13 protein-coding genes are annotated in these 17,546 nt (G+C 58.8%); 8 read left to right on the forward strand and 5 right to left on the reverse strand.

Translation table 11 applies throughout. The features are described from left to right. The first annotated feature begins 3 nt into the window (after window positions 1-3). The 3 genes from ACP3TY_RS13985 to ACP3TY_RS13995 all read left to right on the forward strand — a co-directional run bounded on the left by ACP3TY_RS13985 (window position 4) and on the right by ACP3TY_RS13995 (window position 3,063). Window positions 4-873 carry a LysR substrate-binding domain-containing protein gene (locus ACP3TY_RS13985; protein ID WP_053121214.1) on the forward strand — a complete coding sequence of 290 codons (870 nt, stop codon included), beginning with the start codon at window positions 4-6 and terminating at the stop codon, window positions 871-873. Window positions 874-949: 76 nt separating this feature from the next. Beyond that, window positions 950-1,777 carry a phosphonoacetaldehyde hydrolase gene (gene phnX, locus ACP3TY_RS13990; protein WP_426620353.1) on the forward strand — a complete coding sequence of 276 codons (828 nt, stop codon included), beginning with the start codon at window positions 950-952 and terminating at the stop codon, window positions 1,775-1,777. Window positions 1,778-2,127: 350 nt separating this feature from the next. After that, a complete protein-coding gene (locus tag ACP3TY_RS13995) occupies window positions 2,128-3,063 on the forward strand; it encodes a Ppx/GppA family phosphatase (protein WP_053121217.1) in 936 nt (311 codons plus the stop codon). Window positions 3,064-3,772: 709 nt separating this feature from the next. Here the strand turns inward: ACP3TY_RS13995 and metE are convergent. After that, window positions 3,773-6,061, reverse strand: a complete 2,289-nt coding sequence (gene metE, locus ACP3TY_RS14000; protein WP_426620486.1) for a 5-methyltetrahydropteroyltriglutamate--homocysteine S-methyltransferase — start codon at window positions 6,059-6,061, stop codon at window positions 3,773-3,775. 300 nt (window positions 6,062-6,361) lie between these two features. Here metE and ACP3TY_RS14005 point away from each other — a divergent pair, with 300 nt between their 5' ends. The 3 genes from ACP3TY_RS14005 (at window position 6,362) to ACP3TY_RS14015 (ending at window position 10,009) form a co-directional block, all read left to right on the forward strand. Beyond that, window positions 6,362-7,738 carry a pyridoxal-phosphate dependent enzyme gene (locus ACP3TY_RS14005; RefSeq protein ID WP_426620355.1) on the forward strand — a complete coding sequence of 459 codons (1,377 nt, stop codon included), beginning with the start codon at window positions 6,362-6,364 and terminating at the stop codon, window positions 7,736-7,738. Next, window positions 7,735-8,907 carry a cystathionine gamma-synthase gene (locus tag ACP3TY_RS14010; RefSeq protein WP_426620356.1) on the forward strand — a complete coding sequence of 391 codons (1,173 nt, stop codon included), beginning with the start codon at window positions 7,735-7,737 and terminating at the stop codon, window positions 8,905-8,907. Before ACP3TY_RS14005 ends, ACP3TY_RS14010 begins: the two co-directional genes overlap by 4 nt. Before the next feature lie 763 nt (window positions 8,908-9,670). After that, window positions 9,671-10,009, forward strand: a complete 339-nt coding sequence (locus ACP3TY_RS14015; protein WP_426620357.1) for a hypothetical protein — start codon at window positions 9,671-9,673, stop codon at window positions 10,007-10,009. Between the two features lie 373 nt (window positions 10,010-10,382). Here ACP3TY_RS14015 and ACP3TY_RS14020 read toward each other — a convergent pair whose 3' ends face one another. Beyond that, complete coding sequence (locus ACP3TY_RS14020) at window positions 10,383-11,381, reverse strand: bile acid:sodium symporter family protein (RefSeq protein ID WP_426620358.1); 999 nt, start codon at window positions 11,379-11,381, stop codon at window positions 10,383-10,385. A gap of 84 nt (window positions 11,382-11,465) precedes the next feature. Between ACP3TY_RS14020 and ACP3TY_RS14025 the strand changes: the two genes are divergently transcribed. Next, window positions 11,466-12,254, forward strand: coding sequence for an AraC family transcriptional regulator (locus ACP3TY_RS14025; protein ID WP_426620359.1), 789 nt, complete (start codon window positions 11,466-11,468; stop codon window positions 12,252-12,254). Here the strand turns inward: ACP3TY_RS14025 and ACP3TY_RS14030 are convergent, their stop codons facing one another. After that, on the reverse strand, window positions 12,255-13,199 hold the full coding sequence (locus ACP3TY_RS14030; RefSeq protein WP_426620361.1) for a Dyp-type peroxidase: 945 nt from the start codon (window positions 13,197-13,199) through the stop codon (window positions 12,255-12,257). Window positions 13,200-13,395: 196 nt separating this feature from the next. Between ACP3TY_RS14030 and ACP3TY_RS14035 the strand changes: the two genes are divergently transcribed. After that, entirely contained in the window at window positions 13,396-14,373 is a 978-nt protein-coding gene (locus tag ACP3TY_RS14035) for a TerC family protein (protein WP_400644595.1), read from the forward strand. Window positions 14,374-14,476: 103 nt separating this feature from the next. On the opposite strand, the gene ACP3TY_RS14040 is transcribed toward ACP3TY_RS14035, so the two are convergent. Further along, window positions 14,477-15,577 carry a polyamine ABC transporter substrate-binding protein gene (locus ACP3TY_RS14040; protein WP_053121234.1) on the reverse strand — a complete coding sequence of 367 codons (1,101 nt, stop codon included), beginning with the start codon at window positions 15,575-15,577 and terminating at the stop codon, window positions 14,477-14,479. A gap of 250 nt (window positions 15,578-15,827) precedes the next feature. Then, a complete protein-coding gene (locus ACP3TY_RS14045; RefSeq protein ID WP_426620362.1) occupies window positions 15,828-17,234 on the reverse strand; it encodes a purine-cytosine permease family protein in 1,407 nt (468 codons plus the stop codon). Between the last annotated feature and the right edge of the window lie 312 nt (window positions 17,235-17,546).

A 17,546-nucleotide genomic window follows, 5' to 3' on the forward strand; every position in this document is an offset into this window, starting at 1 on the left:
TGCATGTACCAGTATCACAAGTGGTTGCGTTCGTTTCATGCGGTGGCGAAAACCGGCAGCTTCACCCTCGCGGCAGAGTACCTCAGCGTCGGTCAGCCGACCGTCAGCGAGCAGGTCAACGCGCTGGAGAAAACCTTCTCGGTCGAGCTGTTCCATCGGCGCGGGCGCTACATCGAGATGAGTTCCGCCGGGCACAAGCTCTACGCAATCACTCAAGGTCTATTCGGCCAGGAGGACGAAGCGGTGCAACTGCTGCAGAGTTTCAAGCAACGCAAGAACGGCATGCTGCGGCTCGGCGCGGTGTCGCCGCCGATTGCCATGAATCTGACCTACGAGCTGATGCAGCGGCACCCGGACATCGAACTGGAAACCTCGTTTTCCTCGGAAAAGGAAACCCTCGCGCGGCTGTTCAACTTCGATATCGACGTGGCGATTCTGGCGTTGTCGGAATTCGATGAGCGCTTCCACACCCGGTTGTATCACCGCTATCCGATTATTGCCGTGGTACGCGATGACCATCCGTGGGCCAGCCAGTCGCAGGTTCACATCAGCGAAATCAGCCGCGAGAAATGGGTGATGCGCGAGCAAAGTGCGCGCACCCGGCAACTGGTCGAAGAAAGCTGCAAGCGCCTCGACATCGACCTCAACCGCGTCATGCAACTGAACAGCCGCGAAGCCATCGTGCACGCGATCGTCAAAGGCATCGGCATCGGTTTCGTCTCGGCCGTCGAGTACGCCGAAACCCCGGGCACCACGCCGATCACCTTTGTCGATCACCCGTTTTTCATCGAATACCACCTGTGCTGCCTCGGCATCCGCAGGAACCGACCGGTGATTGCCGAATTGTTTGATTCGAATCCACCGCTGACCTGATCAGCATTGACCCTTGAAACCGCCTACCTCATTGCCGAGGGACGGCCCACGCTTACCCGAAAACGGAGATTTGACCATGCAGTACAAAAACCCGACTCACCTGCAAGCCGCGATCCTTGACTGGGCCGGCACCGTTGTCGATTTCGGCTCGTTCGCGCCGACGCAGATTTTTGTCGAGGCCTTTGCCGAGTTCGGCGTCGCGGTATCGCTGGAAGAAGCGCGCGGCCCGATGGGCATGGGCAAGTGGGATCACATCCGCACGTTGTGCAACCTGCCGCAGATCGCCGAGCGCTATCGCGCCGCGTTCGATCGTTTGCCGAGTGACGAAGATGTGACGGCGATCTACGAGCGTTTCATGCCGTTGCAGATCGAGAAAATCGCCCTGCATTCGGCGGTGATTCCCGGTGCGCTCGAAGCGATTGCGGCGTTGCGCGACAAGGGTTTGAAGATTGGTTCGTGCTCCGGGTATCCGGCGGTGGTAATGGCCAAGGTTGTCGAGCTGGCGCGAGAGAATGGTTATGTCGCTGACCATGTCGTCGCCACCGATGAAGTGCCCAATGGCCGGCCGTATCCGGCGCAGTCGTTGGCCAACGTGATTGCCTTGGGCATCGATGACGTGGCCGCGTGCGTCAAGGTTGATGACACCTGGCCGGGGATTCTCGAAGGGCGTAGCGCGGGGATGTGGACGGTGGCGTTGACCTGCTCGGGGAATGCACTGGGATTGACCTACGAACAGTTCAAAGCGTTGCCGTCGGATCGTCTCGCGGAAGAACATGAGCGCATCGGCAAGATGTTCGCGCCTTCGCGTCCGCATTACTTGATCGACACGATTGCCGATTTGCCTGAGGTCATTGAGGACATCAACGCGCGCCTGGCCCGAGGTGAAACCCCACAAGCCTGCTAATACACGCCCCTGACCTGCTGATCGTTCCCACGCTCTGCGTGGGAATGCAGCCCGTGACGCTCCGCGTCACTGGACGCAGAGCGTCCCTAGAGGCATTCCCACGCGGAGCATGGGAACGATCGGTGGCCTCGCTCAAATCGCAGGCAAAAAAAAGCTGCCAAAACTGGCAGCAGAAACTTCAAGAACACGCGATGTATTGACCCCAGCATAGACGCTGAATAATGACAGTGTCATGACAGCGACAAATTCACTGAACCGCCCCTGCCCCGTCATCAGGATGTCATCAACGCAACGGCAGAATCCTCGCAAACCGTCTTGAGCCTTCCGGCGGATATTCAGCAAGGATTCCCATGAAACCAGACGCCCCGCTGTTTGCCGCCATCGACCTGGGTTCGAATGCCTTTCGTTTGATGATCGGCCAGTCGCTGCGCAGTCGCAAAGGCTTGCTGATTCAGGAAGTGAAAACCCTGCGCGAACCGGTGCGCCTCGCCGAAGGTTTTGACGGCGGCGCGCTGGATGCGTTGGCACTGGATCGAGGCTGGCAGGCGTTGGCGCGATTCGGCAAGAAATTGCGCGGTTTCGAGGCCGGTCGGGTTCGCGCAGTGGCCACCAGTGCGGTTCGTGAGGCGGACAATGCGCAGTTGTTTCTGGCCAGTGCCGAGCGGCATCTGGGGTTTCCCATTGATGTGATTTCCGGACAAGAAGAAGCGCGACTGGTCTACGCCGGTGTGGCGCATGCCCTGCCGGGTGCTGAAGACATGCGTCTGGTGGTGGATATAGGCGGCGGTTCCACCGAGCTGATTCTCGGCCAGGGCTCGCAAGCGTTGCTGACTGAAAGCATCGCGATTGGCAGCGGCACGCTGAGTACGCGGTTCTTTCGCGGCGGCGAAATTTCTGCTGGTGCCCTGCAAGAAGCCGAACGTTTCGCCATCCTGCAATTTGAACGGGTTGCCCGGCGTTATCGGAGTCAGGGTTGGCAGCAGACCATCGGCTCGTCGGGTACCGCGCGCATGCTGGCCAAAGTGCTCAAGGCCAATCACCTCAATGACTTCGGTAAGGACGGCATCACCTACGCCGGCTTGTTGCGCCTGGCCCTGCTTCTGCTGAAAGTGAGCAATGTGCAACAGCTGCACCTCGCCGGCCTGCAACCGCACCGCCAAAGCATCCTGCCCGGCGGATTGGTATTGATGCTCGCGGCGTTCAAAGTATTCGGCATCTCGCAAATGGCCCCCTCCGAACCCGGCCTGCGCCTCGGCGTCCTGCACGGCCTGATGAGCAAGCACTGACCCCTTGTAGGAGCCGAGCTTGCTCGCGAAGAGGCCTTTACATTCAAAGCTGATGTTGAATGTGCTGACGCCTTCGCGAGCAAGCTCGGCTCCTACAGGTTTTGTGTACATCCAGCCTCAAAACCAGTGCCTGACAAATCGCTATCGCGAGCAGGCTCACTCCTACCGTGGCGGTGTTCGCCATTAGGCCGAGTGTCAGCTCGCCTGCTTTTGATCTTGATTCACAGGCCCCATCGGCAGGCTGAGTGGAGGGATATATCCGGGAGTGGGAGCGCAGCGACCGTTTGGCGCAGCCAAATGCATCGAGAGGAGGTGCAGCGAAGCAAACCGGAGGCGATGCGCCCGGATGGATCCCGGAGCGAAGGAACCCCGAGCCCCAGCGAGCGGGCCGAACGCTGGGGCAAGCCTTTTGGGTTACCTTTTCGGCGTTTGGAAAAGGTGACCCGCCGTAAGGGCGGAACCCTAAGCCGCCGTTACCCCAGGAATGGATATTTACGCAGTCAGAAAGAACCCCACCACCTGAAAAACAACCTTCGCGAGCAGGCTCACTCCCACAAGGATTTGTGCTAATCCGCGGTTCCGTGATCAACACCAATCCTTGTAGGAGCCGGGCTTGCCCGCGAAGAGGCCGGTACATTCAAAGCTGATGCTGAATGTGCTGACGCCTTCGCGAGCAAGCTCGGCTCCTACAGGTTTTGCTCTTTGTGCGTCAGGCCAATTCTTTGCGCAGTTGCCGGGCAGCGGTGACCATGTGCACCAGCGCCGCTTCGGTCTCTAGCCAGCCACGGGTTTTCAGGCCGCAGTCGGGGTTGACCCACAAGCGCTCCGCCGGGATACGCTTGGCCGCTTTACGCAACAGATTGGCCATTTCCGACGCATCCGGCACCCGTGGCGAGTGGATGTCGTAGACGCCCGGGCCGATTTCGTTCGGGTAGGCGAAAGCTTCGAAAGCCTCCAACAATTCCATGTCCGAGCGCGAAGTTTCGATGGTGATCACGTCGGCATCCATCGCCGCGATGGACTCGATCACATCGTTGAATTCGCTGTAGCACATGTGCGTGTGGATCTGCGTTTCATCGCGCACACCCGAGGCGCACAAACGGAATACTTCAGTCGCCCAATCCAGATAATGCTGCCACTGCGCCTGACGCAACGGCAGACCTTCACGGAACGCCGCTTCGTCGATCTGCACGATCTTGATGCCGGCGGCTTCCAGATCCACCACTTCATCACGGATCGCCAGCGCCAGTTGCCGCGCCTGCACTTCACGGGTGACATCCTCACGCGGGAACGACCACATCAGCATGGTCACCGGGCCAGTCAGCATGCCTTTCATGACCTTGCGGGTCAGGCCCTGGGCGTAGCGAATCCATTCAACGGTCATGGCTTTCGGACGGCTCAGATCACCAAAAATCACCGCCGGTTTCACACAACGCGAACCATAACTCTGCACCCAGCCAAAGCGGGTGAACACGTAGCCATCGAGTTGCTCGGCAAAGTACTCGACCATGTCGTTACGCTCGGCTTCACCGTGCACCAACACATCAAGGCCCAAACGCTCCTGAATCTCCACCGCGTGACGGATTTCGCTGTGCATCGCCTCGGTGTATTCGGCTTCGCTGAGCTTGCCTTGCTTGAACGACTGGCGAGCCAGACGAATCGATGCGGTTTGCGGGAACGAACCAATTGTCGTGGTCGGAAACAGCGGCAGATCTAGCCCGGCACGCTGCTTGGCGATACGCTGGGCAAACAACGATTGACGCTGACTGTCCTGGGCAGTGATCGCCGCCACACGCGCCTGAACCGCCGGTTTGTGAATGCGTGGCGATGCAGCACGCGCAGCCTGCACCGAACGGCTCTGGGTCAATGCCCGCAGCACGCGCGGCGCTTCCGGTTCATTAACCGCCTGAGCCAGAACAGCCACTTCCTCGCACTTCTGCACGGAGAAGGCGAGCCAGCTTTTCAGTTCGGCATCCAGCTTGTCTTCACGGCCCAGATCCACCGGGCTGTGCAACAGCGAGCAGGACGGCGCCACCCACAAGCGATCACCCAAACGCTCATGCGCATGCTGCAAAGTCGCGAGGGCATTTTCCAGATCGCAGCGCCAGACGTTACGGCCGTTGACTACACCCAGCGACAACACTTTATACGCCGGCAGACGATCAAGAATCGTCGGGTACTGTTCCGGCGCACGCACCAGATCAATGTGCAAACCGTCGACCGGCAGATTCGCCGCCAGACCAAGGTTTTCTTCCAGGCCACCAAAGTACGTGGCCAACAGTTTCTTCAGTGGATCGCGCTGGATCTGGTTGTAGGCGCGCTCGAATGCGTTCTTCCATTCCTGAGGTAGATCGAGCACCAGAATCGGCTCGTCAATCTGCACCCACTCCACACCCAGAGCAGCGAGGCGCGAGAAGATCTGCCCGTACAGCGGCAACAAACGATCGAGCAAATCGAGCTTGTCGAACTCAGCGCCTTTGGCCTTGCCCAGCCACAGATAGGTCAGCGGGCCGATGATCACCGGTTTGACGTTGTGCCCCAGCGCGCGGGCTTCTTCGACTTCTTCGAACAACTGTTCCCAACCCAACTGGAACTGTTGATCCGCGCTGAATTCCGGGACGAGATAGTGGTAGTTGGTGTCGAACCACTTGGTCATTTCCTGGGCGTGGGCACCGCCGCAGCAACTGTCGCTGACGCCACGCGCCATGCCGAACAGGGTGTGCAGACTGGCTTTGCCGTCGTGCGGACGGAAGCGCTCCGGGATCACACCGAACATCAGCGAGTGCGTTAGCACCTGGTCGTACCAGGCGAAATCGCCGACCGGCAACAGCTCGATACCGGCGTTTTTCTGCAGATCCCAATGGGCTTTGCGCAGTTCACGCCCGACGTCACGCAGGCCCGCTTCGTTCAGTTCTCCTTTCCAGAACGCCTCTTGCGCTTTTTTCAGTTCGCGGTCGCGACCGATGCGCGGAAATCCAAGGGAATGGGCCAGTGCCATAACAAACAACTCCAATGTCTTGTTGATGGCGGGCATTGTCGGCATCGGTCGCAAGTGAATCAAACTCAATATAATCCTGATCATCACAAGAAATCCTCATGATCCCTTGCTCCCCTGTAGGAGTTGCGGAACGCTGCGATCTTTTGATCTCGCCCTTCAAAAACCAACATCAAAAGATCGCAGCGTTCCGCAGTTCCTACGGGGATCGGGGTTGCGAGAGGTGCCAACCGGGCCTATGTTGCTTGCGAGCATCTTCTGCGCGAATGGAACGCGATCAATCACCAACACCGAGGTGAAGACATGTCAAAGGAATCCCGCCCTGCCGTACTTGGGCTGATTGGCAACACTCCGCTGGTGCAAGTGACCCGCTTTGATACCGGGCCCTGCACGCTGTTTCTCAAACTCGAATCGCAAAACCCCGGCGGCTCGATCAAGGATCGTATCGGCCTGGCGATGATCGACGCCGCCGAACGCGATGGCCGTCTGCAACTGGGTGGCACCATCGTCGAAGCGACGGCCGGAAACACCGGTCTGGGCCTGGCACTGGTGGGACGCGCCAAAGGCTATCGGGTGGTTTTGGTGGTGCCGGACAAAATGTCCACTGAGAAAGTCCTGCATTTGAAAGCCATGGGCGCCGAGGTGCACATCACCCGCTCCGATGTCGGCAAGGGTCATCCCGAGTATTACCAGGACGTCGCCGCACGCTTGGCGAAAGACATTCCCGGCGCGTTTTTCGCCGACCAGTTCAACAACCCCGCCAACCCGCTGGCCCACGAATGCAGCACCGCGCCGGAGATCTGGGCGCAGACCGAACATGATCTGGACGCGATTGTGGTCGGCGTTGGCTCGGCCGGCACGCTGACCGGTTTGACCCGATTCTTCAAACGCGTGCAACCGGATCTGGAAATGGTATTGGCCGATCCGGTCGGCTCGGTCATGGCGCAATACAGCCGCGACGGCAGCCTGCCGACGCCCGGTTCATGGGCGGTGGAAGGCATCGGCGAAGACTTCATTCCGTCGATCACCGACCTCTCCAGCGTGCGCCACGCCTACTCGATCAGCGACGAAGAAAGCTTCGATCATGCCCGTCAATTACTCAAGGCCGAGGGCATTCTCGGCGGCTCCTCCACCGGCACCCTCCTCGCCGCCGCGCTGCGTTATTGCCGCGAACAGACTGAGCCGAAGCGCGTAGTCAGTTTCGTCTGCGACACCGGCACGCGCTATCTGTCGAAGGTTTACAACGATCAATGGATGACCGATCAGGGCCTGCTCAAACGCAAAGGTTATGGCGACTTGCGCGACCTGGTTGCCCGTCGTTTTGAAGATGGCCGGGTGATCAGCGTCGGCCCCGACGACACCCTGCTGACCGCGTTCCAGCGCATGCGACTGGCCGACGTTTCGCAGTTGCCGGTGTTGATCGACGGCAAGCAATTGGTCGGTGTGATCGATGAGTCGGACATCCTGCTCGGCGTCCATGAAGACGCCGCGCACTTCCGCAAACCGGTGACCAGCGCCATGACCGACAAGCTGCAAACCCTCGCGCCGAACGCCGATCTGGCCGAGCTGGAAAGCGTGCTCAGCCGTGGCCTCGTCGCCATCATCGCTGACGCTTCGGGCTTCCATGGCCTGATCACCCGCGTCGACATGCTCAACCAATTACGGAGATCCCTCGCATGAGTCAGCACGACGATAAATCCCAAGGCTTCGCGACCCGGGTGATCCACGCCGGGCAGGAACCGGATCCGAGCACCGGCGCGCTGATGCCGCCGATCTACGCCAACTCCACCTACCTGCAAGACAGCCCCGGCGTGCACAAAGGTTTCGATTACGGCCGCTCGCACAACCCGACGCGGTTTGCGCTGGAGCGTTGCGTGGCGGATCTTGAAGGTGGCACGCGGGCGTTTGCGTTTGCTTCAGGATTGGCGACGATTTCGACGGTGCTGGAATTACTCGATGCCGGTTCGCACATTGTCTCCGGCAACGATCTGTACGGTGGAACGTTCCGTCTATTCGACAAGGTGCGTCAGCGCAGCGCCGGGCATCGTTTCAGCTTCGTTGATCTGGCGGATCTGTCGGCGTTCGAAGCGTCATTGCAGGACGACACGCGGATGGTCATGGTCGAGACGCCGACCAACCCGCTGCTGAGCCTGTCGGATCTGGCCGCGATTGCGCGTATCTGCCGCGCACGCGGGATCATTTGCGTGGCCGACAACACCTTCGCCAGCCCCTATATCCAGCGGCCGCTGGAGTTGGGTTTCGACATCGTGCTGCACTCGACCACCAAGTATTTGAACGGCCACTCCGATGTGATTGGTGGGATTGCCGTGGTTGGGCAAAACGCTGAACTGGCGGAGAAACTGGGTTTTCTGCAAAACGCTGTGGGGGCGATTGCCGGGCCGTTCGATGCGTTTCTGACCTTGCGCGGAGTGAAGACATTGGCGCTGCGCATGGAGCGTCATTGCAGCAATGCGCTGGAGCTGGCGCAGTGGCTGGAGCAGCAGCCGCAGGTTAAACGTGTCTACTATCCGGGGCTGCCGTCGCATCCGCAGCATGAGTTGGCCAAGCGGCAGATGCGTGGTTTTGGCGGGATGATTTCGGTTGATCTGAACAGTGATCTGGCCGGTGCGCGGCGGTTTTTGGAGAACGTGAAGATCTTTGCGTTGGCGGAAAGTCTGGGCGGCGTGGAGAGTTTGATCGAGCATCCGGCGATCATGACGCATGCGACGATTCCGGCTGAGACGCGGGCCAGACTCGGGATTGGTGACGGGTTGGTGCGGCTGTCGGTGGGGGTTGAGGATGTTGAGGATTTGCGGGGGGATTTGTTGCAGGCTTTGGCTGGGATGTAGTCTGGAGGCCTGGGGGGCTGCTTTGCAGCCCAACGGGGATGAATCCCCTCGCCACAAGGTACGTGGGAGTTTATAGAGAAAGACAAAGCCCGCACGGGGCGGGCTTTGGTGTTTGAGTAGGCGGCCAGTGCTGGTCTCTGGCTTACAAGGTTTATCGGGAGTCTCACAGTACTGGACCAAGGGTGAAAGTAACGGTCTCAGCTGCTTCACACGGCATAAGGGCTGGATCTCAGCGCGGAGATCTTTCTAACCGTGTACCCTTCGGAACGCGCCCCACGTCTCCTTGCTATCCGATTGCGCATCAGTCTGCGTCTTCGCCTACCTGTTTTAGCCTAGCAAAGCCTGCGCAAACCGGTTCAGTGTTTTTAGACGGATTTCTTTTTTGCGCGTGGCTGCAAGGAAGCGAAACGACTATCCCCTCACCCTTCGTCCTTCCGGCCAATGGCGGGCAAATGCCCATCTATACTGGTTCAGTTGCCTTTGCGGAGCCGTTCAAATCGTCGACACCCGTGCATCTCGATGGTGCGCCCGTGCCAATCGCCAATTAGCTAGACCCAAGCCAGTGAGCCGGACGCCTGTGATCGAATGGCAGGCATTGCTCAACTGCGTTGTGGCTGACGGGTCGTGGAGAAGATCATGAATCACAAGCTTTTGTCAGGCGTTATATTCGCAGTAGCGGCAACGATGGTCGCGCCCGGAGTCTGGGCCGGACAGCCGCAAGCGGTGGCGGCGGATGGGTCGGATCATGTTGGGGCGGGTGCGGTTGCTGCGGACGGTTCTGATCATGTCGGCGCGGGTGCTGTGGCTGCTGACGGCTCTGATCATGTCGGCGCGGGTGCTGTGGCTGCTGACGGCTCTGATCATGTCGGCGCGAATGCGGTGGCTGCTGACGGCGCAGATCACGTCGGCGCGGGTGCTGTGGCTGCTGACGGCTCTGATCATGTCGGCGCGGGTGCTGTGGCTGCTGACGGCTCTGATCATGTCGGCGCGGGTGCTGTGGCTGCTGACGGCTCTGATCATGTCGGCGCGGGTGCTGTGGCTGCTGACGGCTCTGATCATGTCGGCGCGGGTGCCGTGGCATCCGACGGCGCAGATCGCTTAAACGCCAACCGTCTCGCCTATTCTCGCGTTGGCGTGGGTTCTGATCGCGTTGCGTCGGCATTGATGACTGGCAGCTACTCCGACCAGTTCAACAGCCCCCAGTAACACAACAATCCTGTAGGAGCCGAGCTTGCTCGCGAAGGCGTTGGCACATTCAAAACCATCGTGACAGACACACCGCTTTCGCGAGCAAGCTCAGCTCCTACAATGATTTGTGGTGTGCCAGGGATTTTGTATACGACGCAAAACCCTGTAGGAGCCGAGCTTGCTCGCGAAGGCGTCGGTACATTCAAAATCATCATGGCAGACACACCGCTTTCGCGAGCAAGCTCGGCGCCTACAAGGATTCGTGCGTTCGGGCGTGAGGTGTCAGCTCACGGATCCACCTGTGCCATCAACTCCGGCACCGACTCCGGTCGTTTTGCATAACGCTGCGCCAACACCGCACAGACCATCAACTGAATCTGATGGAACAGCATCAGCGGCAGAATCAACACGCCAATCGTGCTGCCGGCAAACAACACTTGCGCCATTGGCACCCCGGTGGCCAGGCTCTTTTTCGAGCCGCAGAACAGGATGGTGATGCGGTCCTCCTGATTGAAGCCAAACGCCTTGCCCAACAGCGTCGAAGCCACCAGCACCAGCGCCAGCAAAATGCAGCAAACCACCACCAGTCCCAGCAACTCGATCAGCGGAATCTGATGCCAGATGCCTTCATTGACCGCCTCGCTGAACGCGCCGTACACCACCAGCAGAATCGAGCCCTGATCAACGAATTTCAACCAGCTCTTGTTGCGGCCGACCCACGCGCCGATCCAGCGGCGGGCAATCTGACCGGCAATAAACGGCAGGAGCAATTGCACGCTGATCTTGAGGATCGCATCCAGCGTCGAGCCGCCGTCACCGTGGACGTTGAGCAACAGCGTCACCAGCAATGGTGTGAGGAAAATGCCGAAGAGGCTCGATGCCGCCGCGCTGCAAATCGCCGCCGGAATATTGCCCCGCGCCAGCGAGGTGAAGGCAATCGCCGACTGCACCGTGGCCGGCAAGGCGCAGAGGTACAACATGCCCATGTACAGCTTGTCGCCGATCAGCGGTGAGAGCAGCGGTTTCAGCGCCAGACCCAATAGCGGGAACAGCGCGAAGGTCAGGCCGAACACCAACAGATGCAAACGCCAATGACCGGCGCCGGCGATGATTGATTCGCGAGAGAGCTTGGCGCCATGCAGGAAAAACAGCAGCGCAATGGCGATGTTGGTCAGCCAGCCAAAACCGACCGCGACCTGGCCGCTGGCCGGCAGAAAACTGGCGAGCAGCACAACACCGATCAGCGTCAGGGTGAAGTTATCGGGCAAAAATCTTGGGCGAGTCATGGTGTTTTTATCCGGGGGTTGCCAGTGCGTGCCGACGACTCTAACGTGACTGCAAATTACCGACTAACGCCGAAGAGCCTTGAGATGCCGCCTAAAGGACATGACAAAAGCATCCGCCGCAGCATTCCCGGGCTGCCCAGCCTGCCGCGTCCGCTGTATGGACGCACGGAATCACTGCCCAATCGCGCACTGACCCGGCGCCATAGTCACCCGTGGGTGCAGTTGTCGTACGCGATTCAAGGTGTGCTCGAAGTGCAGACCAGCGCCGGCCGCTTTGTCGCGCCACCGGAGCGCGCGGTGTGGATTCCGGCCGGTGTGCCGCATCGGGTATTCAGCTCGCCGCACACCGAAATGCGCAGCCTCTACATCGATTGCAGTGTGGCGGGCTGGGCGGTTGAGCATTGTCATGTGCTCGGCGTCAGTGATTTGCTTCGCGAACTGATCCGCGCGTTCAGTCAGGTGCCGGTGGAATACGACCAGAGCGGCCCGCACGGGCGCATGGCGCAGGTGATCCTCGATCAACTGGCCGATGCGCCGCAGATCGATCTGATGCTACCGCTGCCGCAGGACGCGCGCTTAAAACAAATCTACCAAAGCCTGGAGCAACACCCGGAGCAGCAGACCACGCTGAGTCACTGGAGCGAAAAATTTGGCATCACCGAAAAGACACTCACCCGCCTGTTCTTGCGCGACACCGGCCTGACCTTCCGCGCCTGGCGCCAACGCCTGCGCCTGCTCGGGGCACTGACGCCGCTGGAGAAAGGCGAGCGCGTCACCGATGTGGCGCTGGCCTGTGGTTATGATTCGACGTCAGCATTTATTGCGGCGTTTCGCTCACAGTTCGGGGAAACACCGGGGGAGTTCTTTCGTTGATCAGCGATCCGCCAACTCTTCCAGCAAATCAGCCGACGGCACGAAATACAGGCTCCCGGTAACTGCAGTGCTGAAATCCAGCAACTTGTCATAGTTACCCACTGGTTTGCCGACAAACATGTTCTCCAGCATCTGCTCCATCGGTTCAGGCGAACGCGCATAGCCAATAAAGAACGTACCAAACTCCCCCGCTCCCGGTCGGCCAAACGGCATGTTGTCGCGCAGGATCTTCACCTCCTCGCCCGCGGCGGTGGTGATCGTCGTCAGTGCACTGTGTGAATTGGAAGGTTTGACCGAGTCGTCCAGTTCGATGTCGGAGAGTTTCTTGCGGCCGATCACTTGCTCCTGCGCCTCAACGCTCAGCGAATTCCACGCCGTCATGTTGTGCAGGTATTTCTGCACCAGCACGTAGCTGCCGCCACTGAAGTCCGGATCTTCATCACCGACGATGGTGAAATTCACCGCTTTGCGCCCGACCGGGTTTTCCGTGCCGTCGACAAAACCGATGATGCTGCGCATGTCGAAATAACGGAAACCCTGCACCTCGTCGACCACGGTGACGGCATCGCCCAGCACGGCCATGATTTGCGTCGCCAGTTCAAAACACAGATCCATCTGATCGGCGCGAATGTGCAGCAGCAGATCGCCGGGAGTTGACGGCGCGTGTCGCCCTTCCCCGCCAAATTCGCGGAACGCGTGCAGGGACGCCGGTCGCGGGCCGCCGAATAAACGATCCCAGGCGTTCGAGGAAAAGCCGCAGATGCAGGTCAGATTGCCTGACGGCACACGCTTGCCGACCGAGCGCACCAGCCCGGCGACGTCGCCGCACCAGCCTTTCACGGTTGCGGCGGCGTCGGCGCCTTCATTGAGTGTCGCGACGATAAAAATCGCGCTGCGGGTGATCGGGCTGCACACGGCTTGCGGTTCGAGGATGTCGGTTTGCATGGCTGAAAGTGCCGCCCTGTAGGGGTAACACCAAAGGTGCGACCCGAAATTCGAGGATGAGTCGGACTGCCTTGTTGGCCCGACACTTCGTTTTTATCGAACTCTACCGCAGAAATAAACGATTTTTCTTTCGCGCAAACTCGTCGCTAGCATGGCCACGTCTGACGCTAATCGAATAAAAGACAGGGAGCGTGCCATGCCTTCAACCAATATCAATATCGGCGAACCGTGGATGTGGGGCGCCTTCGTCGTCTTCGTGCTGGCGATGCTCGCATTGGATCTCTTTGTGTTCGGTGGGCGCAAGGCGCACCGCGTCTCAGTGCGCGAAGCGTTGTCCTGGGTGATTGCCTGGTGCTTGTTGGCACTGAGTTTCGCCGCGCTGTTGTGGTGGTATTTGCACGGCGAATTCGGCGCTGATATCGCCCGGCAGAAGACCCTGGAATTTCTCACCGGTTATCTGATCGAGCAATCGCTGTCGATCGACAACATGTTCATCTTCGTGATGATTTTCACCTACTTCGCGGTGCCGCCGGAGTTGCAACGCCGCGTGCTGCTGTACGGCGTGCTCGGGGCGATTGTGATGCGCGCGGTGATGATTTTCGCCGGCGTGTGGCTGGTATCGCAGTTCGAATGGCTGCTGTACGCGTTCGGCGTGTTCCTGATCATCACCGGGATCAAGATGCTGGTATTTGCTGACCAGCAACCGGATCTCGACAAGAATCCGCTGCTGCGCTGGGTGCGTGGTCATATGCGCATCACCAGTGGCTTTCATGGCGAACGGTTTTTCGTTCTGCAAAACGGTGTGCGCTGGGCGACGCCGATGTTTCTGGTGCTGGTATTGATCGAGGCCAGTGATTTGATGTTCGCGGTCGACAGCATCCCGGCGATCTTCGCCGTAACGACTGACCCGTTCATTGTGTTCACCTCGAACATCTTCGCGATCATGGGCTTGCGCGCGCTGTACTTCCTGCTGGCGGACATGGCTGACCGCTTTCATTTGCTCAAGTACGGGCTGGCAATTGTGCTGGTGTTTATCGGCGGAAAAATGGTGCTGATGCCATGGTTTCACATGCCGGTGGAGTGGTCGCTGCTGGTGGTGGGCGGGGTGATTTTTGGTTCGGTGTTGCTGAGTCTGGTCATCACCCGAAAACAAAACCAAACCGAAGCCCTGTAGGAGCTGCCGCAGGCTGCGATCTTTTGACTTTGATTTTTAAAAACAAGATCAAAAGATCGCAGCCTGCGGTAGCTCCTACAGGGGAATTTCGTCTGGACGGAGACTATTTATCGGACTTGATGCTGGTCCAGACGCGGGTGCGTACGCGTTCGAGTTTCTGCGGCAATGGCTGGACGACGTAGAGGTTTTTCAGCGCCTCCGGGGTCGGTGTCAGGTTCGGGTTGTCGGTGATCTCTTTGTTGATCAGCGGGATCGAATCCTTGTTCGCATTCGGGTAGCCGAGGAAGTCACTGATGGGCGCGATGACTTTCGGATCGAGCAAGTTGTTGAGGAATTCGTGGGCCTCTTCGACGTTCTTCGCGCTCTTCGGAATCGCGAAAGTGTCGAACCAGATCGGCGCGCCTTCCTTCGGCAAGCGCCAGTCGACCACGACACCGTTTTTTGCCTCTTTGGCGCGGTTGCCAAACTGGTAGAAGCTACCCGAATAACCGATGGCCACGCAGATGTCGCCATTGGCGATGTCAGTCATGTACTTGGCCGAGTTGAAGTAGGTGACGTACGGACGAACCTTGAGCATCAGCTCTTTGGCTTTTTCATAGTCGGCAGGGTTTTGGCTGTTCGGGTCGAGCCCCAGATAGTGCAGGGCCAGCGGCAGAATTTCTGTCGGCGAATCGAGCATCGCAACGCCGCAGGATTTGAGTTTTTCCATGTTCTCCGGTTTGAACACCAGATCCCAACTGTCCACCGGCGCGTTGTCGCCCAGTGCAGCTTTGACCTTGGCCGGGTTGAAGCCGATCAGCACGGTACCGACCATGTAAGGCACGCCGTACTGGTTACCGGGGTCGTTCTTGCCCAGCAGTTTCAACAGCTCCGGATCCTGGTGGCTCCAGTTTGGCAATTTCGACTTGTCGAGTTTCTGGAACACGCCGGCCTTGATCTGCGTTTCGAGGAACTGGTTCGACGGCACGACGAGGTCGTAACCGGAGTTGCCGGTGAGCAGTTTGGCTTCCAGGGATTCGTTGGTGTCGAAGGTGTCCCAGATCACTTTGATACCGCTTTTTGCAGCGAAATCCTTGGGCACGGACGGCAGAATGTAATCCGCCCAGTTGTACACCCGCAGTTCGCGTTGCTCGGCCTGGACGGCGCTGGCCAACAGCGTCAGCCCACACACGGCGGCACCCAGAATGCGTTTCATCGTGACCATGGTTGTTTCCCCAAAATGCGGCGTGAGTTCGATGGTTTTTATGTTCTGTACACGGCAGCGGCTTTAAAGGTAGCCGAGGGTAAAAAAGGTCTAGCGTTTCGTTGTGGTTTTGATTCTTGCTGACAGCGTAGACGGATCACAGTGGGGGATGGGCCAAAAGGGGATCGATGTGGCCAATATGAATGACCACCGGGATGCGTGAGCATCCCGCAAGTCAATTGTGGTGAGGGGACATCACCAGAGAAATCGGTTAGGGGCGATAGCTCAGTTTTGCCACCCTGCTCTGCTGCGCCTGCCCACGTGTCGCCAGGCAGTAATACAACGGCACAGTGACCACCAGCCCGACCAGCCACGACAGATCCGCACCCTCCACCAGATTGGCGTACGGCCCGACATACAGCGAAGTATTGGCGAACGGCAGCTGCACAATGATGCCGATGAAGTACGCAACGATCGCGTGCAGATTGAAGCGTCCGTAAATCCCGCCGTCAGCGCGGAAGATCGAGGTGATGTCGTAGTTGCCGCGTTTGATCAGGTAGAAGTCGATCAGGTTGATCGACGCCCACGGCACCAGAACCAGCAACAGCGCCAGAATCAGCCCGATAAACTCGGAGATGAAATCCGCCGAAGCCCCCAGCGCCACCACGCAGCAACCCGCCAACACGACACTCGATAACACCACGCGCACCTTGATGCTCGGCGTCCATTGGCTGGCGAAGGTCTGAATCGAGGTGATGATCGACAGCACCGCGCCATACAGATTCAGGGCGTTATGGCTGATGATATTGAGCAAAAACAACACCATCAAAATCGGCCCCAGCCAGCCCGTCGACTGCTTGACCGCCGCCATCGCCTCGGTGCCTTCCGGAGTCGCCAACACCGCCACTGCGCCGAAGCTGAACGACAGAATTGTGCCCAGCGTCGCGCCCAGATACGTCGCCCAAAATGGCTTGGCGATGCCGATATCCGCCGGCAAATAACGCGAATAGTCGGACACGTACGGCGAGAAGCTGATCTGCCAGATGATCCCCAACGACACCGTCGCCAGCCAACCGGACAGGTTGAAGCTGCCGCGCGTGAGGAAATCCGCCGGCAAGTCATGGGCGAAGATGTAGATGAAGCCGGCGAGCAGCGCGCTGCCCATCACCCAGGTGCCAATACGGTTCAGCGTGTGAATGAAGTTGTAGCCGATCACGCCAATGGCCGTGGCCGCCAGCGCACCAATCAAAATGCTCAGCGGAACCGGCACCGACGGCGCAAGGCCGACGATGGATTTACCTGCCAGCACGATGTTGGAAATGAAGAAGCCGATGTAGATGATCGCCGCAAAAAACACGATCAACAGCGCGCCATAACGCCCGAACTGACCACGGCTCTGCACCATCTGCGGAATGCCCATGCGCGGGCCTTGCGCCGAGGCCAGCGCAATCACCACGCCGCCAATCATGTGCCCCAGCGCAATCGCCAGCAGGCCCCAGAGCAAATCGAGATGGAACACCTGAACCACCATGGCGCCGGTGACGATGGGCAGTGGCGCAATGTTGGTGCTGAACCAAAGAGTGAATAGGTCACGGGCCTTGCCGTGGCGTTCCGCGAGAGGGACGTAGTCGACCGTATGATTCTCGATCAACGGATCTTGCCTGGACATCTGGGGCATAGGAATGAACTCGAGTTTGTCTGTTCTTATCTTTGTATGAAGCCAAACCGGGGGGACTCTCTGGCCGCCCCTCAGATGCAGACCATATTATGGTATTCCAAACTTTTCACAAGACTGATCCGTAGTTCACAGCGCTAACTGATACGTCATCCTCCCTGAAACCGTGGCTCACAGGCCAGCCGCAAGCCCAATAAACGTTGAGTTTCCGACGAAAGCACCACGTTAATCGGTTCAGCTTAAAAGCCCTTGCAAAGTAAAATTACTGGTATACCATCAGACCAACAAATACATAAAAATCGCGTCACAACACCC

It is taken from the genome of Pseudomonas rustica, from assembly GCF_049959085.1.
GTDB classification, from domain to species: Bacteria; Pseudomonadota; Gammaproteobacteria; order Pseudomonadales; family Pseudomonadaceae; genus Aquipseudomonas; species Aquipseudomonas rustica.

Coding starts and splice junctions, on each gene's coding strand:
- ACP3TY_RS14040 (WP_053121234.1), bottom strand. CDS start 15,577: ATGGTCACGATGAAACGCATTCTGGGTGCCGCCGTGTGTGGGCTGACG.
- ACP3TY_RS14005 (WP_426620355.1), top strand. CDS start 6,362: ATGTCAAAGGAATCCCGCCCTGCCGTACTTGGGCTGATTGGCAACACT.
- ACP3TY_RS14030 (WP_426620361.1), bottom strand. CDS start 13,199: ATGCAAACCGACATCCTCGAACCGCAAGCCGTGTGCAGCCCGATCACC.
- ACP3TY_RS14025 (WP_426620359.1), top strand. CDS start 11,466: ATGCCGCCTAAAGGACATGACAAAAGCATCCGCCGCAGCATTCCCGGG.
- ACP3TY_RS14035 (WP_400644595.1), top strand. CDS start 13,396: ATGCCTTCAACCAATATCAATATCGGCGAACCGTGGATGTGGGGCGCC.
- phnX (WP_426620353.1), top strand. CDS start 950: ATGCAGTACAAAAACCCGACTCACCTGCAAGCCGCGATCCTTGACTGG.
- ACP3TY_RS14010 (WP_426620356.1), top strand. CDS start 7,735: ATGAGTCAGCACGACGATAAATCCCAAGGCTTCGCGACCCGGGTGATC.
- ACP3TY_RS14045 (WP_426620362.1), bottom strand. CDS start 17,234: ATGCCCCAGATGTCCAGGCAAGATCCGTTGATCGAGAATCATACGGTC.
- ACP3TY_RS14020 (WP_426620358.1), bottom strand. CDS start 11,381: ATGACTCGCCCAAGATTTTTGCCCGATAACTTCACCCTGACGCTGATC.
- ACP3TY_RS13995 (WP_053121217.1), top strand. CDS start 2,128: ATGAAACCAGACGCCCCGCTGTTTGCCGCCATCGACCTGGGTTCGAAT.
- metE (WP_426620486.1), bottom strand. CDS start 6,061: ATGGCACTGGCCCATTCCCTTGGATTTCCGCGCATCGGTCGCGACCGC.
- ACP3TY_RS13985 (WP_053121214.1), top strand. CDS start 4: ATGTACCAGTATCACAAGTGGTTGCGTTCGTTTCATGCGGTGGCGAAA.